Here is a 21,422-nt window from a genome sequence, read left to right as displayed (position 1 = left end):
GGGATCCGCGGCACAGAGTCGCCCGGCTCTCCGGTCGAGGACATCCTCCGCCGGAGCTTCCTCCGATCAGCCGGATCCGGTCGCTGTCGACCGGGTCCGGCTGTGCGAACGGAGTCAGGCGGACGAACCGGCGACCGGACCCTCGGAGCGCAGCGCCGCCGTGGCGCGGGGACGCGGCTCGCCGTCGCGGAGCGGAGCCGGCGGGGCGATGGCCGCGCGGGGTTCCGGCAGCCCGTAGCGGCGATGGAGCCAGCGCCGTGCGTCCTCGAGGGGATAGGTGTCGCCGAAGACGGCCGACTTCACGAACACTCCCTCGATGGTGCTCCGGAGCATGATCTCCTCCAGCGCGGGGTCCGCGGCGCCGCGCGCGCGGAACAGATCCCGCACCGCATCCTCGGCCGCGGTCGCTCCCGCTTCGTGCCGCGCCTCGGACTCGGCGAACAGCCGATGCGTCGCCGGCTGCTGCTGCATCGCGAGGACCGCCCGCTGCAGCGGGATGGCATACGCCGTGGCCGTGAGCGCCCCGTCGATCACCGCAGCCAGCATCTCGTCGGGAGTCCCCTCGACCCGGGCGAACCCGAGCACGGTCTCGAACCACCGATCGATGACGGCCGCGACCAGCTGTTCCTTGCCGCCGAAGTGGTAGTTCACCAGCCCCTGGGCGACGCCGGCTCTCTCGGTGATCCCCGCGATGCTGGCACCGGCGACGCCTCGTTCGGCGAAGACCTCGATCGCCGCCTGGAGGATCCGCTCCCTCGCGCGTTCCCGGGCCAGGCGGTTGTGCTCGTCGGAGCGCGCCATGGGCATCCACCTCTCCCGACTCCACCGCTCGTTTTCCCCGATCGCCCCCTGCCCTATAGATTACTTACTGAACGCCTGTTCAACCTATGACCTTCTGCGCGACTCTTGATCTCGGCTGACGCGCTCAACCCCGCACAACTTCGGAGACTGGAGGCGACACGCCGCAGCATCCGCCCGGGCGCCCGGCGCGTCGGTGCGGAACTCCGAAGTTGTGCAGCACAGACGCACGGGTGCGTCCCTGGCCCGGAGGGGGCGCCAGGGGCGCGCCCGTGTTCACCCCAGGGTCAGGGGCCGGACGGGCGGTCCCAGCGAGAGGGTCAGGGGGCCGGACGGGCGGTCCCAGCGAGAGGGTCAGGCGGACGCGCGGACCACGAGCTCGGTCGGCAGGATCGTGGTCATGGGCGGATCCTCGCCGGCGAGGCGGGACAGCAGCACCTGCGCCATGGCCTCGCCCTGCGCATACATCGGCTGGCGCATGGTGGTCAGGGGCGGGTCCGTCGTGAGGGCGACCGAGGAGTCGTCGAAGCCGACCACCGCGATGTCTTCGGGCACGCGGACGCCGGCGGCGCGCAGGGCCGTCATGGCTCCCCGTGCCATCAGGTCGCTCGCGATGAAGATCGCATCCGGACGTCCGCCGTCGAGCAGACGTCGCGCGGCCTCGGCGCCGCTGGCCTCGCTGTAGTCGCCCTCCTCCTCCGCGTACGGAGTGAGACCGGCCTCGGCCAGGGCGTCCCGGAACCCCTGCACGCGATCCTCCGAGGCCACCATCGTGAGCGGCCCGGAGATCGTCGCGATGCGCGTGCGACCGATCTCGATCAGCCGACGGGTGGCGTTGCGGGCGCCGGTCACATTGTCGACGTCGACGACGTAGTCGCCTTCGTGCCGCCGCACAGGTCGACCGCCGTACACGACCGGCACCGCATCGGCGATCCGGTCGATGAACGCGTCGCTGGTGTGATGCGACACGATCAGCGCCCCGTCCACACCGCCGTTGCGCACGAAGCTGGTCATCTTGTCGCCGGGATCGTCGCTCGCGATGAGCAGGTTGAGAAGGTAGTCCGATCCCCCCAGCGCGCCCGTGATGCCCGCGACGATCGCCGCGAAGAACGGATCGCCGAAGAAGCGCGTGGTGTCCTCCGGGACGATGAGGGCGATCGCATGCGTCTGCCGCGACGCCAGCGAGCGCGCCGCCCGGTTGGGGACGTAGTTCAGCTCGTCGATCGCGGCGCGCACCGCGGCAAGGGCCTCCGGGCTCACCGCGGTCGAGCCGTTCACGACGCGCGACACCGTCGACCGCGAGACTCCCGCGGCCGATGCCACCTCTTCGATGGTCGCTCGGGGCGACATCAACGTACGCACTCTTCCATCGCCCCATTCTCACCGGTCGGCGCGGCTCGGGTCGCGATCGAATCGCGGAGTCGTCGTCGTGTCCGGTCGACGGAGCCCTCCGTCCGACCGGAACCGCGGATCAGAGCGCGCGCGCCGCGATGATCCGCGAGTACTCGCTGCCGGAGTCCTTGACCGTCCGCTCCTGGGTGTCGTAGTCCACGCGCACGATGCCGAACCGCTTGTCGTATCCCCAGGCCCACTCGAAGTTGTCGAACAGCGACCAGTAGAAGTAGCCGCGCACGTCCACGCCCGCGTCGACGGCGTCCAGCACCGCGCCGAGGTGCAGTCGCAGGAACTCCGTGCGGTCGGCGTCGTGCACCCGCTTCTCGCCGTCCTCGACCACCACGACGTCGTCGTAGGCCGCGCCGTTCTCCGTCATGGAGAGGACGGTGCCTGCCGGTTCGGCGTACTCCGTCCAGACGCGCTGCAGCAGGCGGGTGAGCCCCTCGGGCTGCACCTCCCAGTTCTGCGCGGTGCGCGGCAGTCCTCGCTCGACGGCGTGGATGCCCTCGTTCGACGGGTACGGACTCCGCACAGGGCGGGCGGTCGCGGGTCCGCCCGAGACGGGGGCGTCTGCCGGAGCCGTACCGGACACGAGGTCGCCGTGGTAGTAGTTCACGCCCTGGGTGTCGATGTGCTGCGAGATCAGTTCGAGGTCGCCGTCGCGGACGGCCGCCTCGAACTGCGCGACGGCGTCGGCGTCCACCGCGCGGATGTCCTCCACGATGTCGGCCGGGTAGCTGCCGCGGTAGATCGGGTCGAGGAACCAGCGGTTGAACTGCCCGTCCACGCGCCGGGCGGCGTCGCTGTCTGCCGAGTTCTGCGGATCGGCGGGATCGGCGACCGTGTGGTTCAGCGTGATGCCGAGGTTGAGGGAGGCGTCACGTCCGCGCAGCTCCTGCACGGTCGCGCCATGGGCGAGCAGCAGGTGATGCGAGGCGAGCAGCCCCTCCGCGATGCTGGTGTGGCCAGGGGCGTGTTCCCCTCCTGTGTAGGAGAGGAACGACGAGCACCACGGCTCGTTCAGCGTGGTCCACACGTTCACCCGGTCGCCGAGCGCATCGTGCATGGTGCCCGCGTACTCGAGGAAGCGGTCGACCGTGTCGCGGTCCGTCCATCCACCGCGCTCCTGCAGCGCCTGCGGCATGTCCCAGTGATACAGCGTCAGCCAGGGGAGGATGTCGGCGGCGAGGAGCTCGTCGACCAGGCGCTGGTAGAAGTCGACGCCGGCCGCGTTGACCGCTCCCCCGTCCGGACGCACCCGCGACCACGAGGTCGAGAAGCGGTACGTCTGCAGCCCGAGCTCCTTCATGAGCGCGACGTCCTGCGGATACCGGTGATAGTGGTCGCACGCGACATCGCCGTCATCCCCGCCGATCACGGCGCCGGGCACCCGGGCGAACGCATCCCAGATCGACGCGGTGCGGCCGTCCTCGAACGCCGCCCCCTCGATCTGGTAGGCGGCCGTCGCGGCGCCGAAGAGGAAGTTCTCGGGGAAGGGGCGGGTCATAGGGGTCATCCTTTCACCGCGCCCGCCATGATGCCACTGACCAGCTGCCGACCCGCGACCACGAAGAGCACGAGCAGCGGAAGGGTCGCGAGCACCGCACCGGCGAGCACGATCGAGTAGTCGATGTAGTAGCCCGACTGCAGCTGGCTGAGCGCCGTCTGCAGGGTCGGGTTCTGCGGGGAGAGCACGATCAGCGGCCACAGGTAGTCCGTCCACGCCGTCATGAACGTGAACAGGCCGAGGATCGCCATGGCCGGTCGCGCCGCGGGGAGCCCCACGGTCAGGAAGGTGCGGAACTGGTTCGCCCCGTCCATGCGCGCGGCCTCGATCAGCTCGTCCGGGATCACGTCGACCAGGTACTGCCGCATGAAGAAGACGCCGAACGCGGTGACGAGCGTGGGCACGATGACGGCGCCGATGGAGCCGGTCCAGCCGAGCTCGCGCATCAGCATGAACAGCGGGATGATGCCCAGCTGCGTCGGGATCGCCATCGTGGCGATCACGAAGATCATCAGCCCGTCGCGGCCCTTGAACCGCAGCTTCGCGAAGGCGTAGCCGGCGAGCGTCGAGAAGGTCACGACCGAGATCGTGATGATGCCCGAGATCAGGAACGAGTTGCCGAGGGCCAGCCAGAACGGGATCGCGTCGAACACCTGCGCCGCATTGGCGAGGAAGTTCCCGCCGGGGATCAGGGGCAACGTCTCCCCGCGGGTGGCGTTCGTGCCGCTGGCGACCACGACCGACCACCACAGCGGATACACGCTGCCGATGATGAACGCAGCGAGGAGCCCGTAGGTGAGGAACCCGGGACGGCTGCCGATGCCGGCGGTGCCACCCGCGGCTCCGCGACGGCGACGGATCTTCTCGGGGACGCTCAGCGCCTGCGTGGCGGTCATCGCGCATTCTCCTCGGTCGTGATGGCGAGCGTCGTCCCGGCGGCGGCCGAGGCGGCCGCGGTGTCGACGGTGCGTGCGCGGCGGCGCGCAGCGCGGTTCCTCTTGGGCGCGTCCCCGGTGGAGATGCGTCGCGAGATGAGGAAGTTGATGACGCCGATGCCGACGATCAGCAGGAACAGCAGGATCGCGACCGCGGAGGCCTCGCCGAGGTTGCGCCGGAAGAACGCGAGCTCCCACAGGAACAGCACCGTGGTCTGGAACTGCCGGTCGCTGCCGCCGATGCCGCCCGCGGTCGACACGTCGAACAGTCGCGGTTCGGCGAAGATCTGCAGGCCGCCGATGGTCGCGGTGATGATCACGAAGATCAGCGTCGGACGGATCGTGGGGATCGTGATGGAGAAGAACCGACGGGCGGCGCCGGCTCCGTCGAGGGCGGCGGACTCGTAGAGGTCGCGCGGCACGGCCTGCATCGCGGCGAGCAGGATGAGGGCGTTATAGCCCGTCCAGCGGAAGTTCACCATGACGGCGATCGCGATGTGCGACAGCGCGGTGTTGTGCTTCCACTCCTGGTCGGCGATGCCGATGAGGTTGAGCAGGTTGTTGGCGAGGCCGTCCGCCTCGTTGAAGATGCTCGAGAAGATGATGGCGACGGCGACCGGGGTGACCACGAACGGGATCAGCACGCTCATGCGCCAGAACGTCGGCGCGCGGAGGCCGCGGTCGAGGAGGTAGGCGATCACGAGGGCCACCGCCAGCTGGGGGATCGCGGAGAGCAGGAAGATGCTCAGGGTGTTGCCGATGGAGTTCCAGAACATCGCATCGCCCAGGATCTCGACGAAGTTGCCGAACCCCACGAAGTCGCCCTCGCCCTTGAGCAGGTCCCACTCGTGCACGGCCACCCACACCGTGTAGAGCAGCGGGAACAGCCCGACCAGCCCGAACAGCAGGAAGAACGGCGAGATGTAGAAGTACGGCGAGGCGTTCTGATCGAACCGCGAGAGGCGGTGGCGCCAGGAGCGCTTCGGCGGCACATCCGACGTCGCGGATGCCGCTCGCTGCTGCTCCGCGCGCGGGGCGGTGAGAGTCATGGGGGTGTCCTTATCCCGGGGTCCGAGGGTTCCCGTCGCAGTTTCTGTCGCCATCCGTGCGCGGAGGCGACAGAAACTGCGACGGGAGGGGAGTCAGCGACTCAGGTCAGCCGACGAGGTCGTTCAGCAGGCCGATGGCCTGGTCCCAGGCACCCTGCGTATCGGTCTCGCCGCGGTCGAGGCTGCTGAGAGCCGGACCGAACACGTTCTCCTGGATCACCGAGTCATCAGCGCCCTTGAACTGCGCGACGACACCCTTGGCCCGCTCGGCGAGGATCGCACCGGTCGGCGCATCGTTGAAGAACTCGTTGGGCGTGGCCTCCTCGGCGAGGGACTCCTGCGCCTTGATGGTCGACGGGAAGTTGCCGGCCGCAGCGGACTGCTTCACCTGCTGCTCGGGCTGCGTCAGCCAGTCGGCGAGCTCCGCCGCGGCTTCCTTGTGGGCCGAGGTCTCCGGGATCGACAGGAACGCGCCACCCCAGTTGGCCGCGCCGCCGGGGAACACGTCGGCGAAGTCCCATCCGGTCGACGCGTCGCCGCCGCCGGCCTCGACCTGGCCCTGCACGACGCCGAGCATCCAGCCGGGGCACACGAAGGTCGCGAACGTGCCGTCGACGAACGACTTGCCGCCGTTCCAGTCCCAGGCGGTCTGCGCGGCGGACTGGCCGCCCTCGGTCGCGGCGCCCAGCAGCTCGAAGCGCTCCTGGAGCTCGTCGTTGCCCTCGACGTTCAGCTCGCCGTCGGCGGTGTAGTAGCCCTCGTCGAGCTGGTTGACCATGGCGTTCCAGACGAAGCCGGAGTGGTCGTACCAGGCCTTGCCGGTCTTGGCCGTGTAGTCGGCACCGACCTTGAAGTAGTTCTCCCAGTCGCCGTTGAGCAGCTCGGCGACGGACTCGCGGTCGCTCGGAAGGCCGGCGGCCTCGAACGCGGCGCCGTTGTAGCAGATGCCGCTCGGGCCGATGTCGGTGCCGTAGCCGATGACCCGGCCTTCCGCATCGGTGGCCTGGCCGTACTTCCAGTCGACCCAGTCGTCCTTGCGGTCCTCGATGCCGTAGTCGCGCAGGTCGACGAAGGTGTCGGACACGTCCATGATCGCGCCGAGCCAGCCCTCCTCGATCGCGACGATGTCGCTGAGGCCGGAGCCGGCGGCGATCTTGGTGAAGGCGTCGGTGCGGGCGTTGCCACCCGTGTCGATGTTGGTCGCCTCGATCTTCACGTTCGGGTGCGCCTTCTCGTACTCCTTGTACAGGTCGTCGTAGCCGAAGGTGCCGAAGGTGGTCACGGTCAGCGTGACCTCTTCGTCGCCGTTCGCGTCGCCGCTGTCGCCGTTGTTGCCGGAGCAGCCGGCGAGGGCGAGGGCGGATGCGGATGCCACGGCGGCGATCGCGAGGATCCGGTGGCGGGCACGTGTGTTCACAGTTCACTCCTTTGTGGTGGTCGTGCGGTGTGATGCGTCGGGACATCGTGGGAGCGCTCCCACGCGTTGAGCAGCCACTCTATGGGAGCGCTCCCACGGTGTCAAGCCAGCTCTGCAGGCGACGGATCACCGATGCCGCGACGATCCGCCGAGCAGCGGCCGGGACATCGTCTGCGGATCGTCACCGCGTCGGCGAATCGTCAAGCCCTTGCCGACCGGCGTACCCTTGTCCGGTGCCCGAAGCCACCCTGTCTCCTGCCCTCGTCCGTGCCGAAGCCCTGATCCGCAACGTCCCGGACTACCCGCAGCCGGGGATCATCTTCCGCGACATCACGCCGCTCCTCGCCGACGCCGAGGCCCTCCGGGTGACGACGGAGGCGATCATCGAGCCCTTCGCCGGGCAGTTCGACGTGATCGCGGGCATCGAGGCGCGCGGCTTCATCCTCGCCAGCGCCGCAGCCATCGCCGCCGGAGTCGGGCTGATCCCGATCCGCAAGGCAGGCAAGCTGCCCCGGCCTGCAGCATCCGTCGACTACGCCCTCGAGTACGGCACCGCCACGATCGAGATGCACGACGACCTGCCGGTCGGATCCCGCGTGCTGCTCATCGACGACGTCCTCGCGACCGGAGGCACCCTGGCCGCAGGCCGCCAGCTCGTGGAGCGTCTCGGCAGCCAGGTCGCCGGCATCTCCGTCCTCTTCGAGATCGACGGCCTCGGCGGCCGCGAGGCCGTCGGCGACCTCCACACCGTCTTCCACTCCGCCTGACCCCCTCCCCCCTCCCCGACGCCGAGTGCACGGGTTCTCGCCGAGTGCACGGCTTCTGCGCGGGAGGAGGCGGTGCACTCGGCACCAAGCCGTACACTCGGCGAACCGAACGGGGACGCCGGAGAGACGGGGACGGGCGGGGCAGTAGACTGGGTTCGCCCCTCCGCCCGCGACTCTTGGAGCCGTCATGCCCACCATCGTCGTCGACGTCATGCCCAAGCCCGAACTGCTCGACCCGCAGGGCAAGGCCGTTTCCGGCGCCTTCGCCCGCCTCGGCGTCGAGGGCTTCACCGACGTCCGCATCGGCAAGCGCTTCGAGCTCACCGTCGAGGGCGAGGTGACCGACGAGGTCCTCGCCGAGGCCCGTCGCATCGCCGACGAGGTGCTCTCGAACTCCGTGATCGAAGACGTCGTCGGCATCGAGGTCGCGGAGTGACCACGCGCATCGGGGTCATCACCTTCCCCGGTTCGCTCGACGACCGCGACGCACAGCGCGCCGTCCGCATCGCCGGGGCAGAGCCGGTCGCCCTGTGGCACGGCTCGCACGACCTCGAGGGCGTCGATGCGCTCGTCCTCCCCGGCGGCTTCAGCTACGGCGACTACTTGCGCGCCGGCGCCATCGCCGCGCTCTCCCCGATCATGGCCGAGGTGAAGGACGCCGCAGCCAAGGGAATGCCTGTGCTCGGCATCTGCAACGGCTTCCAGATGCTGGTCGAGGCGCATCTTCTTCCCGGCGGGCTGATCCGCAACAACCACCAGCACTTCGTCCGCCGCGACCAGAAGCTCACGGTCGAGAACGCCGACACCGCCTGGACCAACGCCTTCCGCACCGGCCAGGAGATCGTGATCCCGCTGAAGAACGCCGACGGCGGATACATCGCCGACGAGCAGACGCTCGACCGCGTCGAGGGCGAGGGTCTCGTGGCCTTCCGCTACGCCGGCGTGAACCCGAACGGCTCCCTGCGCGACATCGCGGGGCTGACGAACGAGGCGGGCAACGTGGTGGGGCTGATGCCGCACCCCGAGCACGCCACGGAGCCCGGCTTCGGCCCGGACACCGCCGCCGCCATGCGCAGCGGTGTCGACGGCCTCGACTTCTTCACGAGCGCGATCGCCGCCGTCGCCCGCGTCGCCGCCTAGGCTCGGCCGACCGGGAGGCGGAAGGGGTTGTCGCCCGTCGCGGCGAGCAGGTACCAGGCCGTCGCGCCGGTGTGCAGGCTCGCGTAGTAGAGGTCGCCGAAACCGGAGTCGAGCCCGTCGTTCGAGGTCGCGACGATGCCCTTGCCGTCACCGTTCGGGGCATCCCGCTGCGCCAGGCGGATGCTGCTCAGCAGGGTGTCCACCGCCGCGGCGTCGCCCGGTGCGTCGCGCAGCCCGAGCGCGAGCGCGAGGTGTCCACCGCCTTCGAACCACGCCTTCGACACGTCGACCTCGCTGATCGATGGGCCCGTGTACGGGCCGTCGGTCGCGATCAGATGGGCGAGCGTCCAATCCAGGGCCGTTCCGTAGCGCGGGTCACCCGTGGCGAGCGAGCTCCACGTCTGGGCATCCAGCGGGATGGGACGCGTGTTGATCGTGGAGCCGTCGAGGCCGGTGCCGGTGTTCACATGTCCGTCCGCGTCCTGCATCGCCGCGACGAACTCTGCAGCGACAGCCGCCCGATCGGTCCACACAGGGTCGCCGGTGAGCTGGCCGAGCTGGGTGAAGAAACCGGCGATGTCGCTGTTGTGCTCGGTGGACTTCCACGTCAGAGAGGTGCCGTCCTCGAGCTGGCCGCCGGTGTATCCGTAGGGCGCACGGGCCATGTCGGCGGTGTTGTCCTGGATCCACCGGCCGACGCGGAGCGCGCCGTCGAGGTAGCGCTCGTCTCCGGTGACATGCGCGAGCCGCGCCAGCGCCATGCCCACCCAGGCCTGGTTGCCGGTGAAGGTGCCGGGTCCGGTGATCTCCACCCGCCCCTGCCGGATGCCGTGGGGCTCGTACGACGCCCGGGTGCGGCCGTCTCCGATCGGGTCGTTCTCCTGGACGAACAACAGGGTGTCGCCGATCGCGCGCGCCCGACGGAGATCGTCCGGCAGCCCACGGGCCGTGTACGCGATCACGACGAGGGCGTCGTCGTAGACGAATGACGGCGTGAAGTCCCAGGTCGGGGTGGTGAAGAAACCGCCCTGGTAGCTGCGCGGCAGGCAGTGTCCTTCGCCGTCGCAGAACTCGTCGACACGCGCGTCCAGGAACTCGTACGCCAGCGCGACCGAGGCGGCAGGGTCGGTCACCGGGTCCGCCGGAGTCTCGTCCCGCGCCGCGAACGCATCCGACACGGCCGGAGCCGCGCCGACGAGCACGGCGCCGAGCACGAGTGCGGCGACGGCGGCCCAGGGTGCGCAACGGCGGACAGAACCGGACATCGAGACCTCTCGGACGGAAGACCCCCGGGGACATGCCGCGAGCGACACGGGGGGATGTGGGAAGCCTGTCATCACAGGGGGCGGCCGGTGAAGTGTCTTTCGGCCAGACTTCGCCGCGGGATGTCGATGCGCGCCCGCGCGTAGCAAAGCGCTGCGGAGCGTGCAAGGCGTTTGTCTCGGCGTCGGGCGGCGCGCACGATGGTCATCCCGTCCCCGACCTCCCGGAAAGGACTCCCCATGTCCCGTGACCAGTACACCTTCACCGACCCGACCGCGCTGTATGCCGACATCGAGCCGCAGAAGCAGCACATGCCGGAGCCGGGCCTCGATGCCGACCTGACCCCGCAGGCCGACCTCGGCGAGGAAACCTACCGCGGCACCGGACGCCTGACCGGGCGCAAGGCGCTCATCACCGGCGGCGACTCCGGCATCGGCGCGGCCACAGCGATCGCCTTCGCGCGCGAGGGCGCCGACGTCGCGATCTCCTACCTCCCCGAGGAGGAGCAGGATGCGAGCCGCATCGCCGACATCCTCCGCGACGCCGGCGTGACGGTCGCCGCGATCCCCGGGGATCTGCGCGACCCCGAGTACTGCCGCACTCTCGTCGCCGAGACGGTCGGCGCTCTCGGAGGCCTCGACATCGTCGTGAACAACGGCGGCAAGCAGGTCTTCCAGGAGTCGCTCACCGACATCACCGACGAGCAGTTCGACGACACGTTCAAGACCAACGTCTACGCCATGTTCTGGGTCACCAAGGCCGCACTGCCGCACCTGTCCCCCGGGTCGACCATCATCAACACGACGTCGATCCAGGCGTACTCCCCCTCGGACATCCTCGTCGACTACGCCTCGACGAAGGCGACCATCAACGCCTTCACGAAGGGCCTCGCGCAGCAGCTCGCCCCGAAGGGCATCCGCGTGAACGCCGTCGCACCGGGGCCGATCTGGACGCCTCTGCAGCCCAGTGACGGTCAGCCGCAGGAGAAGATCGCCGAGTTCGGCAAGGACACGCCGCTCGGTCGCATGGGCCAGCCGGCCGAACTCGCCCCCGCCTACGTCTTCCTCGCCTCCGCGGAGTCGAGCTACGTCGCCGGCGAGACGCTGAACGTGAACGGCGGCATGCCGACCCCGTGAGTCCTGATCGGCGTCAGGCCGCGAGCGCGGGCGGCCAGACGCCGATCAGCACCGCCATCACGAGGACCGTGACGAGCGCGTCGGCCGTGACGGCGACCGAACCGATTCGATACGCGCTCTGGCAGGAATGTAAGCGTTTGCAGTAGCCTGATTCGCATGGCACAGCTTGAGCAGATCGCAGCCCCCGGTTCCGAGTGGTGGCGCAGCGCCGTCATCTACCAGATCTACCCCCGCTCCTTCGCGGACGCGTCGGGCGACGGCATCGGCGACCTCCCGGGGATCACGAGCCGCCTGGACTCCCTGCAGGAGCTGGGCGTCGACGCGATCTGGCTCAGCCCGTTCATGACGAGCCCGCAGCGCGACGCCGGCTACGACGTGGCCGACTACCGCGACGTCGACCCGCTGTTCGGCACGCTCGCCGACTTCGACCTCATGCTCGCCGAGGCCCACGCCCGCGACATCCGCGTGATCGTCGACCTCGTCCCGAACCACTCGTCCGACCAGCACCCCTGGTTCCAGGAGGCCCTCAAGGCTGCACCGGGGAGCCCGGAGCGCGCGCGCTACATCTTCCGCGACGGCCGCGGCGAGAACGGCGAACTGCCTCCGAACAACTGGGAGTCCGTGTTCGGCGGCGGCATGTGGCAGCGCGTGACCGAGGCCGACGGCACGCCCGGCCAGTGGTACCTGCACATCTTCGACGCCACCCAGCCCGACTTCGACTGGAACAACGAGGAGGTGCAGGAGGAGTTCCGCTCCATCCTGCGCTTCTGGCTCGACCGCGGTGTCGACGGCTTCCGGGTCGACGTCGCCCACGGCATGATCAAGACCGAGGGCCTGCCCGACTACACCCCGCCGACCGACGCCGACTCGATGGGCGGCGGCGAGTCGAACGTGCCGTACTGGGGCCAGGACGGCGTGCACGAGATCTACCGCGACTGGCACCGGGTGCTGGCCGAGTACGACGGCGACCGCGCCCTCTGCGGCGAGGCCTGGATGCCCACCCTCAAGCAGACCGCGCTGTGGGTGCGTCCGGACGAGATGCACCAGACGTTCAACTTCCCCTACCTCATGACGGAGTGGGACGCGAAGGCCCTCGGCGACGTGATCCGCGAGTCGCTGGACGAGTTCGGCGCCGTCGGAGCCCCGAGCACGTGGGTGCTGTCGAACCACGACGTGGTGCGCCACGCGACCCGCCTCGCCCTCACCTCCGAGAACCCGCAGGGCGAGGGCATCGGCCCGAACACCCCGGACAAGCCGGACACCGTGATCGGACTGGCCCGCGCCCGTGCGGCCACCACGCTGATGCTCGCGCTTCCCGGTTCGGCCTACCTCTACCAGGGCGAGGAGCTCGGGCTTCCGGAGGCCATGGAGATCCCGGACGAGTTCCGTCAGGATCCGACCTGGTTCCGCACGAACGGCAAGCGCTACGGACGCGACGGCTGCCGCGTGCCGCTGCCGTGGGAGGCCGAGGCTCCGGCCTTCGGGTTCAACGACACCGGGTTGTCGTGGCTGCCCCAGCCGGCGGACTGGGCGGGCTACGCGCGGGACGTCGAGGAGGTCGACCCCGCGTCCACGCTCGCCCTGTACAAGCGGCTCCTCGCCGGTCGCCGCGAGTACGGCTTCGGCGCGGGCTCGCTGGTCTGGGAGGATGCCGGTCCCGACACGGTGGCGTTCCGCCGCGGCGACGTGCACGTGATCGCGAACCTCGGCACCGCGCCGGTCGAGCTGCCCGCGGACGCCCTCGTGATCCTGCAGAGCCAGCCCTTCGACGGTGCAGCCCTCCCCGTCGACACGGCTGTCTGGTACACCACCGCCTGATACATCCCACCCGCTCCCGTCGCACTTTCTGTCGCTCTCAGCCTCCGCGGGCGACACGAAGGCGACGGGAGCGGACCAGAACGAAGGAACCCATGGCGAGCATCGATGAGGTCGCCCGGCTCGCCGGGGTCTCCACCGCCACCGTCTCGCGCGCGCTGAGCGGACGAGGCCACGTGTCCGAGTCCGCCAAGGAACGGGTGCAGGCCGCGGCGCAGTCGCTCGGCTACGTGGTGTCGTCGCGGGCGTCGAGTCTCGCGTCCGGCCGCACCCGCAACGTGGGAGTGGTCGTTCCCTTCCTCGACCGCTGGTTCTTCAGCACCGTGCTGTCGGGGGTCTCGTCCGCTCTGATGCGCGCCGGCTACGACATCACGCTCTACAACATCACCGCCGACAAGGACGTGCGTCGCCACGTGTTCGACACGTTCCTGCGGCGGCAGCGGGTGGATGCGGTCATCGCCGTGTCGATCGAGCTCGACGACGAGGAGACGCAGCATCTGCTGGAGCTCGGGCTCCCCGTGATCGCGATCGGCGGCCCCAACCCCAAGCTCGACACCCTCACGGTCGACGACGTCGCCGTCGCCCAGCTCGCGACCGAGCACCTGATCGGACTCGGGCACACCGACATCGCGCACATCGGCGCGAACCCCGAGTTCGACATCGACTTCCACATCCCCACCAACCGGCGGCTCGGGTTCGAGAAGGCGCTCGCGAAGGCGGGGCTCCCCCTGAACCACGCCTTCCTCGAGCCCGCGGACTTCACGGTCGAAGGCGGTTACCGCGCGGCGAAGCAGCTGCTCGGGCGACCGGGCCCCCGCCCGACCGCCGTGTTCGCCGCGTCGGACGAGATGGCCATCGGCGCTCTGCTGGCGGCCCGCGATCTCGGCTTCAGCGTGCCGGAGGAGCTGTCGATCGTCGGCATCGACGGCCACGAGCTCGGCGAGTTCTTCCGCCTCACGACCGTCGACCAGTTCCCGCTCGGCCAGGGAGAGCGGGCCGCCGACGCCGTGCTGGCGAAGCTCGCCACCCCGGACGCCGTGCACATCCCGTCGGCGCTGCCGTTCGAGCTGAACGTGCGCGGCACCACGGCGCGGCTCGTCTGACCGGGGGTCCTCTCAGCGGGACGCCCCGGTCGCATCGCACCAGGTACGGTAGCCGCCGTCGAGGTTGCGCACCTCTCGGCCGTGCTGGAGGAGCAGTCGCGTGGCGACGTGTCCGCGCAGCCCGACCTGGCAGTGCACCACGAGCGGCCCGGCGGGAAGCTCGTCGATCCGCTCCCGCAGCTCATCCAGCGGAATGCTGCGTGCACCGGGGATCGCCCCGGCCGCGAACTCCGCGGGCGAGCGGACGTCGATCAGCGTCGCCCCGGCGGCGACCGCGTCGTCGAGCTCGTGCCACTGCAGCGAGGGCGTGGTGCCGGTGCGGGTGTTCTCCGCCACGGAGCCGAGGATGTTCACGGCGTCCTTGGCCGAGCCGAACTGCGGGGCGTAAGCCAGTTCGAGGTGCGCGAGCTCTGCAGCGGGCAGTCCCGCCTGCATCGCGGTCGCCACGACGTCGACGCGCTTGTCCACACCGTCGCGTCCGACGATCTGCACGCCCAGGATGCGGTCGGACGCCGGGTCGGCGAGCAGCTTCATCGACAGCGTCTCGGACCCGGGATAGTAGCCGGCGTGCGACGCAGGGTGCACGTGCACCGCGTAGAAGTCACGCCCCGCGGCGCGAAGCTGCTTCTCACTCCACCCCGCCTTCGCCGCCGCCACGCCGAAGACCTGCACGATGCCCGTCCCGACGGCGGGCCGGGCGGCCTCCTGCCGCCCGGCGATCACGTCGGCGACCAGGCGTCCCCGTGGCGGTTCGCCAGACCGGCCATGGTGATCAGCGCTTCGCCTCCTCCGATCAGATCCTGCTTCTCGACGCCGTCGCCCACCGCAAACACGTCGGGCGCGCTGGTCCGGCACGATGCGTCGACGGCGATCCCGCCGGTCGCACCGATGCGGATCCCGGCCGCCGACGCCAGGCCGACCTCCGGGATGACTCCGGACGCGTCGACGATGAACTCCGCCGGCACGACCGATCCATCGCTCAGGGTGACGCCGGTTGCAGCGACCTCCTGCACGCGGACGCCGAGGCGCACGTCGACGCCGTGTGCGCGCACCTCCGCGAGGATGGGGGCGGCCATCTCCACGTCGAGCGGGGCGAGCAGCTGCTCCCCGCGCTGCACGAGCGTGACGGACGCGCCGCGGGCCACGAGGTTCTCGACCGCTTCCAGTCCGGTGTATCCGCCTCCGACGACCACGACGGGAAGCCCCGGACGGGTGAGCGCGGCCTCGATCACGTCGGCGTCCTCGACCGTGCGCAGACTGCGGGTGGGCGTGACCGCGTCCGGCTCGTCCCGGCGGGGGCGTGCGCCCGTGGCCAGGATCAGCCGGTCGTACGGCTGCGTGATCCGACGACCGCTCCCGTGGTCGACGACCTCGACCACCTTGGCCGTCGTGTCGATGCGCTCGACCTCGTGTCGCACGCGCACGTCGAGCCGGAAGCGCCGGTGCAGTGAGGCGGGCGTCTGCAGCAGCAGGGCCTGACGGTCCTCGATGACGCCACCCACGTAGTACGGGAGGCCGCAGTTCGCGTACGAGACCTCGGGGCCGCGCTCGAACACGACGATGTGCGCGGACTCGTCGAGCCGACGCAGCCGTGTCGCGGCGGACATGCCGCCGGCGACACCGCCGACGACCACCACGGTGAGCGGAGCCGCGGTCATCGCTGGAACAGCCGGGAGAGGAAGCCGCCCTGGTTCTGCTCCTTCGGATGCCCGGCGCACCACTGGGCCGCCGGGACCGTACGGCGCACGTCGGCGACGTGCTGACCGCACCCCGCCCAGGTCGTCTTGCCACAGGTCTTGCATCGGACTGCTCGGCACATGGATCCGCTCCTTCTCGTCGTTATACCCCCCTGGGTATAACGGACTATACCCCAGGGGGTATGATGGTGCGCACAGCCGACCCTCAGGGAGTGCCATGTCATCCACCGACGCCGAGACGCAGCGCAAGATCGCCAACCGGCTCAAGCGCGCCCAGGGACAGCTCGGCGCCGTGATCGCCGCCGTCGAGAACGGGAGCGACTGCCGAGCCGTCGTCACCCAGCTCGCCGCCGTCAGCTCGGCCCTCGACAGGGCCGGTTTCCAGATCATCGCGTCCGCGATGAAGGACTGCCTCGTCGACGCCGAGGCCGAAGGCGAGCCGGGCGCCGACGAGGTGTCGCTCCCGGAACTCGAGAAGCTCTTCCTCTCGCTCGCCTGATCCGCCCCGCGGCTACTCCTCGCGCTGGTACACATCGGGCACGCCGTCCCCGTCGGCGTCGACCGCCTCCTGCGCCGCGATCGCCCGGTACCGGCGGTTCCGCGCGCCCAGCAGGACCGAGGCGCCGACCGCGGCGAGGACCGAGGCGAGGAGGATGGCGACCTTCGCCGCATCATGCTCGAGCCCGCCGGGGAAGCTGAGCTCCGCCACGAGCAGCGAGACCGTGAATCCGATGCCGGCGAGCATGCCGACGCCCACCAGATCGATCCACCGCAGCCCCCCACCCAATCGACTGCGCGTCGCCTTCGTCGCGATCCAGGTGGCGAGCACGATGCCGACGGGCTTGCCGAGCACCAGACCGCACACGATCGCGATCGCCACCGGATGCGTCACCGTCTCCACGAAGCCGTCGCCGACCACCGCGACGCCGGCCGCGAAGAAGGCGAACACGGGCACCGCGAAACCGGCGGACAGCGGCCGGAACCGGTGCTCGAACTCCTCGGCGAGACCGGTCCGCTCGACCCCGTCGGCATCCGTCTCCCCGGAGCGGACCGGGATCATGAAGCCCAGCGCGACGCCCGCGATCGTCGCATGGATGCCGGATGCGTGCACGAACGCCCACACGACCACGCCGATCGGAAGCAGGATCAGCCAGGCCGCGAAGCGGTTGCGCGCGAAGAACCCCTGCCGCATCTGGGCCAGCGCCGCGTAGAGGGCGAGACCCAGGATCGCGGCGGGGAGCGGCATCGGGTTCAGGTCGTCGGTGTAGAAGATCGCGATGATGCCGATCGCGATGAGGTCGTCCACCACCGCCAACGTCAGCAGGAACAGGCGCAGTCGCGCGGGCAGGTGCGAGCCGATGATCGCGAGCACGGCGACGGCGAACGCGATGTCCGTCGCCGTCGGCACCGCCCAGCCGCGCAGCAGCTCGGGGTCCGGCCCGATGACCAGCACGAAGATGGCCGCCGGCACGACGACGCCGCCGACCGCCGCGGCCACCGGCACGATCGCGGTTCGCCGGTCGCGCAGGTCGCCGACCACGAACTCGCGCTTGAGCTCGAGGCCGACGAGGAAGAAGAAGATCGCCAGCAGGCCATCGGCGGCCCAGGCGCCGAGACTGAGGCGCAGATGCCACGGCTCGTAGCCGACCTCGAAGTCGCGGAGCGCGAAGTAGCTCTCCGCGAGCGGCGAATTCGCCCACACCAGGGCGATCGCGGCCATCACGACGAGCAGGATGCCGCCGACGCTCTCCTTGCGCAGGAGCGTGCCGATACGGCGGACCTCGCGGTAGCTGCCGCGGGCGGGGAAGGAACGACGGGTGTCTGTCATGGGAGCTCCGAGGTGTCGACGAACATGGTGTCGACCAGGCTTCCCGACGCTCCTTCCTCCACCCTAGACGGTCACGCCGGTGCGTGCCTGAGCGGACGCGGTGCGCCCCGGCAGGATCAGGAGGCGACGATCAGACCCTGCGTCGCCGTGCGTGCGGCCTCGAAGCGACGCTGCACGTCGGGCCAGTTGACGAGGTTCCAGAACGCCTTGACGTAGTCCGCGCGCACGTTGAGGTAGTCCAGGTAGTAGGCGTGCTCCCACACGTCGAGCTGCAGCAGCGGGGTGACGCCGAGGGGCGCGTTCCCCTGCTGGTCGAACAGCTGGAAGATCACGGGACGCGCACCAACGCCGTCCCAGGCGAGCACGGCCCAGCCCGAGCCCTGCACGCCGAGCGCGGTCGCGGTGAAGTGCGCGCGGAAGGCGTCGATCGACCCGAAAGCGTCGACCAGCGCGGCCTCGAGCTCGCCCTCGGGAGCGCCGCCGCCCTCGGGCGACAGGTTCTGCCAGAACACCGAGTGGTTGATGTGTCCGCCGAGGTTGAAGGCCAGGTCCTTCTCGAGCTTGTTCACGTTCGCGAGGTCGCCGGCGCTGCGGGCGGCTGCGAGCTGCTCGAGGGCGGTGTTCGCGCCCGTCACATACGCCTGATGGTGCTTGGAGTGGTGCAGCTCCATGATCTTGCCGGAGATGTGCGGCTCGAGCGCGGAGTAGTCGTACGGCAGCTCGGGGAGCGTGTAGAGAGCGGACATGTCGTGTTTCCTTTCGGTGATGCGGGTTCAGAGGGCGGTGTCGTGCGAGAGGGCGTGGAACCGGCGGTCGAGGTACACCAGCGGGCGAGCGGCGCGCCCCGGCAGCACCTCCAGGACCTCGGCGATCACGACCGTGGACGAGCCGACGGGGACGTTCTGGATCGATCGGCACCGCAGCGCCGCGCGGGCCTCCGCGAGATGCGGCTCTCCCGTGGGCAGCGTGGTCCAGCCCTGCTCCGGCGTGAAGCGCTCGGATCCGCTGATCGCGAAGCTCTGCGCGAGAGCGGAGTGCTCGTCGTCGATCAGGTGGACGAGGAAGGTGTCGGCCCCGAGGATCGCGCCCGCACTGCCGGTGGCCCGGGTGACGGAGAACACGATCGCGGCGGGATCCACCGCGACCGACGACACGCTCGAGGCGGTGAGGCCGACCGGTCCGTCGGGAGTCTGCGCCGTGATGATGGCGACGCCGGCGGGGTGCGTCCGGAACGCGGCCTTGAGCCCCTCACCCACCGGGGTGGGGACGGGCGCCGCGGGATGCGGGGTGGGCTGGGGGACATCGGTGGTCATCGGACGGTCTCCTTCACGGATTCGAGGTGCGCGTGGCCGAGCATGGTGCGGCGGTCGACGATCTTGGTCCGCTCCCTGCCGCGGGCTGCGCCGGCGCGGCGCTCCGCCTCGTCGATGCGCAGCCAGCCTTCCCGGTCGACGGCGGCGCCGAGGTGCGCGAGCGGATCGGCTGACTCGACCGATCCGGCCTCGGCCGCAGCCAGGTCCTCGACGAGGTGCGTGACGGTCTGCGCGGCATCCGACTTCGTCGAGCCGATGAGCCCGATCGGACCGCGCTTGATCCAGCCGGTCGCGTACAGGCGCGGGATCGGGGCCCCGTCGCCGTCGAGCACGCGCCCTTCGGCGTTCGGCACGATGCCGCGTTCGGCGTCGAAGGGCACGCCGGGCACCGGGGACGACAGGTACCCGATCGCGCGGTAGACCGCCCCCACGTCGTAGCTCACGAACTCGCCCGTGCCGACCATGCGGCCGAGGGGATCGGACGCCGTGCGCTCGAACTCCACGCTCTCGACGCGGTCCGTGCCGCGCACGCGCACCGGCCGGTGGCGGAAGTGCAGGTGGATGCGCCGCGATGCGGCCGACCGCGGACGCTGCGCCCATTCGGTCAGGGTCCGCACGATGATGCGCCGCTGGGAGAACTGCTCCAGCATCCGCTCGGCGTGGGCGTCGAGGACGAGATCCGCGGGGTCGACGATCACCTCCACGTCATGCTGCTCGCCCAGCTCGCGCAGTTCGAGCGCCGAGAACCGCACGTCGGCGGGACCGCGGCGGGCGAACAGATGCACGTCGCGCACGCGACTCGCGGCGAGCTGATCGAGGATCGGATCCGGGGTGTCGGTGGATTCGAGAGCCGCCGCGTGCTTGGCGAGGATGCGGGTCACATCGAGGGCGACGTTGCCCGCGCCGAGCACGGCGACGGACTCCGCATCCAGACCCCAGTCCCGTGGCACATCGGGGTGGCCGTCGTACCAGGCCACGAAGTCCGCAGCACCGAAGGAGCCGGGCAGCTCCGCTCCCGGAACCTCGAACGGCACGTCGCGGTCCGCTCCGGTGGCGATGACCACTCCGTCGTAGGCGGCGCGCAGCTCGTCGACGGTGATGTCGGCCCCGACCTCGACGTTGCAGCGCAGCCGGATCGAGGGGTGCCCGACGACCTCGTGCAGGGCGTCGATGATCTTGCGGATCCGGGGATGGTCGGGGGCGACGCCGTAGCGGACGAGTCCGTAGGGCGCCGGCAGCTTCTCGATCAGGTCGATCTTCGCGTCGGGAAGCTGCGTCAGGAGGATGTCGGCGGCGTAGATGCCCGCGGGGCCGGCTCCGACGACCGCGATGCGCGGGCTCATGCGTGCGCCTCCTGCGGGGGAAGCACCGAGATGAGCGGGTGGTCAAAGGGGAGCATCCCGGTCTTCGCGGCACCGCCGGGCGAGCCGATCTCGTCGAAGAACTCCACGTTCGCCTTGTAGTAGTCCTGCCACTCGTCGGGCAGGTCATCCTCGTAGAAGATCGCCTCCACGGGGCAGACGGGTTCGCAGGCGCCGCAGTCCACGCACTCGTCGGGGTGGATGTACAGCGAGCGCTCGCCCTCGTAGATGCAGTCGACGGGGCACTCGTCGATGCAGGCCTTGTCCTTCACATCGACGCACGGCAGGGCGATCACGTAGGTCATCGGTCGGTCTTCGTTCGGGTCACGGTTTCCACCGTAAAACCTCAAGTATACTTGAGGTCAAATCGAGGAAGGTCGACCGGATGAGTCCGCACGCACCCGACGAACCGCTGTCGATCGGCGAGATGACGAGGCGCACCGGCGTCGCGGCATCCGCCCTGCACTTCTACGAGTCCCTCGGCCTCATCGCGTCGACCCGCACGCCCGGCAACCAGCGCCGCTATGCCCGGCACATGCTGCGTCGCGTCTCGCTCATCACGGTCGCCAAGCGCCTCGGCATCCCGCTCTCCGACGTGCAGACGGCCTTCGCCGACGTGCCTCTGACCGAGACTCCGAGTCATGAGGACTGGCAGCGGGCCTCGCGGAGGTGGAAGCGCGAGCTGGAGAAGCGCCGCGAGGGCATCGAGCGCCTGGAGCGCGAGCTCACCGGCTGCATCGGCTGCGGCTGCCTGTCGATGAAGGCCTGCGGCCTGCTCAACCCCGACGACGCCCTCGGCACGCAGGGCGCCGGCCCCCAGCGTCTCTGACCCCCGTTCCGGTCGCGATATAACAGCGAAACCGGGCGGTTTTGGCTGTCATATCGCGACCGGAACGGG

The 21,422-nt window shown here is 70.1% G+C and carries 23 protein-coding genes; 8 read left to right on the top strand and 15 right to left on the bottom strand.

The genetic code is table 11. The annotated features are described in order from the left end of the window. Positions 1 to 114: 114 nt before the first annotated feature. From CSX12_RS02330 to CSX12_RS02305, 6 genes are all read right to left on the bottom strand, one after another. Positions 115 to 801, bottom strand: coding sequence for a TetR family transcriptional regulator (locus CSX12_RS02330; RefSeq protein ID WP_241160545.1), 687 nt, complete (start codon positions 799 to 801; stop codon positions 115 to 117). 351 nt (positions 802 to 1,152) lie between these two features. After that, a complete protein-coding gene (locus CSX12_RS02325; RefSeq protein WP_124896789.1) occupies positions 1,153 to 2,148 on the bottom strand; it encodes a LacI family DNA-binding transcriptional regulator in 996 nt (331 codons plus the stop codon). A gap of 121 nt (positions 2,149 to 2,269) precedes the next feature. Continuing rightward, complete coding sequence (locus tag CSX12_RS02320; RefSeq protein ID WP_206427131.1) at positions 2,270 to 3,700, bottom strand: GH1 family beta-glucosidase; 1,431 nt, start codon at positions 3,698 to 3,700, stop codon at positions 2,270 to 2,272. Positions 3,701 to 3,705: 5 nt separating this feature from the next. Beyond that, complete coding sequence (locus tag CSX12_RS02315; protein ID WP_017204259.1) at positions 3,706 to 4,596, bottom strand: carbohydrate ABC transporter permease; 891 nt, start codon at positions 4,594 to 4,596, stop codon at positions 3,706 to 3,708. After that, positions 4,593 to 5,684, bottom strand: coding sequence for a sugar ABC transporter permease (locus CSX12_RS02310; RefSeq protein ID WP_124894711.1), 1,092 nt, complete (start codon positions 5,682 to 5,684; stop codon positions 4,593 to 4,595). The genes CSX12_RS02315 and CSX12_RS02310 overlap by 4 nt, the downstream gene beginning before the upstream one ends. 106 nt (positions 5,685 to 5,790) lie before the next feature. Further along, positions 5,791 to 7,101, bottom strand: a complete 1,311-nt coding sequence (locus CSX12_RS02305; protein WP_124894710.1) for an ABC transporter substrate-binding protein — start codon at positions 7,099 to 7,101, stop codon at positions 5,791 to 5,793. Positions 7,102 to 7,334: 233 nt separating this feature from the next. Here CSX12_RS02305 and CSX12_RS02300 point away from each other — a divergent pair, with 233 nt between their 5' ends. From CSX12_RS02300 to purQ, 3 genes are all read left to right on the top strand, one after another. Continuing rightward, the gene (locus tag CSX12_RS02300; RefSeq protein ID WP_124894709.1) at positions 7,335 to 7,868 is read left to right on the top strand and encodes an adenine phosphoribosyltransferase; all 534 of its coding nucleotides are present in this window, start codon (positions 7,335 to 7,337) and stop codon (positions 7,866 to 7,868) included. Positions 7,869 to 8,055: 187 nt separating this feature from the next. Then, positions 8,056 to 8,304: a phosphoribosylformylglycinamidine synthase subunit PurS gene (purS, locus tag CSX12_RS02295; protein ID WP_017204254.1), complete on the top strand. Its 249-nt coding sequence runs from the start codon at positions 8,056 to 8,058 to the stop codon at positions 8,302 to 8,304. Continuing rightward, the gene (gene purQ, locus CSX12_RS02290; RefSeq protein WP_124894708.1) at positions 8,301 to 9,008 is read left to right on the top strand and encodes a phosphoribosylformylglycinamidine synthase subunit PurQ; all 708 of its coding nucleotides are present in this window, start codon (positions 8,301 to 8,303) and stop codon (positions 9,006 to 9,008) included. Before purS ends, purQ begins: the two co-directional genes overlap by 4 nt. On the opposite strand, the gene CSX12_RS02285 is transcribed toward purQ, so the two are convergent. Further along, positions 9,005 to 10,273, bottom strand: coding sequence for a hypothetical protein (locus tag CSX12_RS02285; protein ID WP_124894707.1), 1,269 nt, complete (start codon positions 10,271 to 10,273; stop codon positions 9,005 to 9,007). The genes purQ and CSX12_RS02285 overlap by 4 nt on opposite strands. A 237-nt stretch (positions 10,274 to 10,510) precedes the next feature. Between CSX12_RS02285 and CSX12_RS02280 the strand changes: the two genes are divergently transcribed. The 3 genes from CSX12_RS02280 (at position 10,511) to CSX12_RS02270 (ending at position 14,325) form a co-directional block, all read left to right on the top strand. Next, complete coding sequence (locus CSX12_RS02280) at positions 10,511 to 11,407, top strand: SDR family oxidoreductase (protein WP_017204251.1); 897 nt, start codon at positions 10,511 to 10,513, stop codon at positions 11,405 to 11,407. Between the two features lie 156 nt (positions 11,408 to 11,563). Beyond that, positions 11,564 to 13,225, top strand: a complete 1,662-nt coding sequence (locus CSX12_RS02275) for a glycoside hydrolase family 13 protein (RefSeq protein WP_124894706.1) — start codon at positions 11,564 to 11,566, stop codon at positions 13,223 to 13,225. 92 nt (positions 13,226 to 13,317) lie between these two features. After that, on the top strand, positions 13,318 to 14,325 hold the full coding sequence (locus tag CSX12_RS02270) for a LacI family DNA-binding transcriptional regulator (protein ID WP_124894705.1): 1,008 nt from the start codon (positions 13,318 to 13,320) through the stop codon (positions 14,323 to 14,325). Positions 14,326 to 14,337: 12 nt separating this feature from the next. Here the strand turns inward: CSX12_RS02270 and CSX12_RS18895 are convergent, their stop codons facing one another. The 3 genes from CSX12_RS18895 to CSX12_RS18435 are packed head-to-tail and all read right to left on the bottom strand — an operon-like array spanning position 14,338 to position 16,144. Further along, a complete protein-coding gene (locus CSX12_RS18895) occupies positions 14,338 to 15,048 on the bottom strand; it encodes a rhodanese-like domain-containing protein (RefSeq protein WP_346773346.1) in 711 nt (236 codons plus the stop codon). Beyond that, positions 15,045 to 15,983 carry an FAD-dependent oxidoreductase gene (locus CSX12_RS18890; protein WP_346773345.1) on the bottom strand — a complete coding sequence of 313 codons (939 nt, stop codon included), beginning with the start codon at positions 15,981 to 15,983 and terminating at the stop codon, positions 15,045 to 15,047. Before CSX12_RS18890 ends, CSX12_RS18895 begins: the two co-directional genes overlap by 4 nt. Beyond that, the gene (locus CSX12_RS18435) at positions 15,980 to 16,144 is read right to left on the bottom strand and encodes a hypothetical protein (protein WP_100248813.1); all 165 of its coding nucleotides are present in this window, start codon (positions 16,142 to 16,144) and stop codon (positions 15,980 to 15,982) included. The genes CSX12_RS18890 and CSX12_RS18435 overlap by 4 nt, the downstream gene beginning before the upstream one ends. A gap of 95 nt (positions 16,145 to 16,239) precedes the next feature. Here CSX12_RS18435 and CSX12_RS02260 point away from each other — a divergent pair, with 95 nt between their 5' ends. Continuing rightward, positions 16,240 to 16,521 (top strand): metal-sensitive transcriptional regulator, encoded by a 282-nt coding sequence (locus CSX12_RS02260; protein ID WP_124894704.1) that lies wholly within the window; start codon positions 16,240 to 16,242, stop codon positions 16,519 to 16,521. A gap of 12 nt (positions 16,522 to 16,533) precedes the next feature. On the opposite strand, the gene nhaA is transcribed toward CSX12_RS02260, so the two are convergent. From nhaA to fdxA, 5 genes are all read right to left on the bottom strand, one after another. Then, positions 16,534 to 17,850 carry a Na+/H+ antiporter NhaA gene (gene nhaA, locus CSX12_RS02255; RefSeq protein WP_124894703.1) on the bottom strand — a complete coding sequence of 439 codons (1,317 nt, stop codon included), beginning with the start codon at positions 17,848 to 17,850 and terminating at the stop codon, positions 16,534 to 16,536. Between the two features lie 116 nt (positions 17,851 to 17,966). Then, positions 17,967 to 18,596 (bottom strand): superoxide dismutase, encoded by a 630-nt coding sequence (locus CSX12_RS02250; RefSeq protein WP_124894702.1) that lies wholly within the window; start codon positions 18,594 to 18,596, stop codon positions 17,967 to 17,969. A 27-nt stretch (positions 18,597 to 18,623) separates the two neighbouring features. After that, positions 18,624 to 19,163 carry a flavin reductase family protein gene (locus CSX12_RS02245; RefSeq protein WP_017204244.1) on the bottom strand — a complete coding sequence of 180 codons (540 nt, stop codon included), beginning with the start codon at positions 19,161 to 19,163 and terminating at the stop codon, positions 18,624 to 18,626. After that, positions 19,160 to 20,506, bottom strand: a complete 1,347-nt coding sequence (locus tag CSX12_RS02240; RefSeq protein WP_124894701.1) for an FAD-dependent oxidoreductase — start codon at positions 20,504 to 20,506, stop codon at positions 19,160 to 19,162. Before CSX12_RS02240 ends, CSX12_RS02245 begins: the two co-directional genes overlap by 4 nt. Further along, the gene (gene fdxA, locus CSX12_RS02235; protein ID WP_017204241.1) at positions 20,503 to 20,829 is read right to left on the bottom strand and encodes a ferredoxin; all 327 of its coding nucleotides are present in this window, start codon (positions 20,827 to 20,829) and stop codon (positions 20,503 to 20,505) included. Before fdxA ends, CSX12_RS02240 begins: the two co-directional genes overlap by 4 nt. Positions 20,830 to 20,909: 80 nt before the next feature. Here fdxA and soxR point away from each other — a divergent pair, with 80 nt between their 5' ends. Further along, entirely contained in the window at positions 20,910 to 21,353 is a 444-nt protein-coding gene (gene soxR / locus CSX12_RS02230) for a redox-sensitive transcriptional activator SoxR (protein ID WP_017204240.1), read from the top strand. Positions 21,354 to 21,422: the final 69 nt, after the last annotated feature.

The organism is Microbacterium sp. Y-01, assembly GCF_003856715.1.
GTDB classification, from domain to species: Bacteria; Actinomycetota; Actinomycetes; order Actinomycetales; family Microbacteriaceae; genus Microbacterium; species Microbacterium algeriense.
The sequence above is the reverse complement of the archived record's forward strand: the minus strand, read 5'-3'. Positions and strand labels throughout refer to the sequence as shown.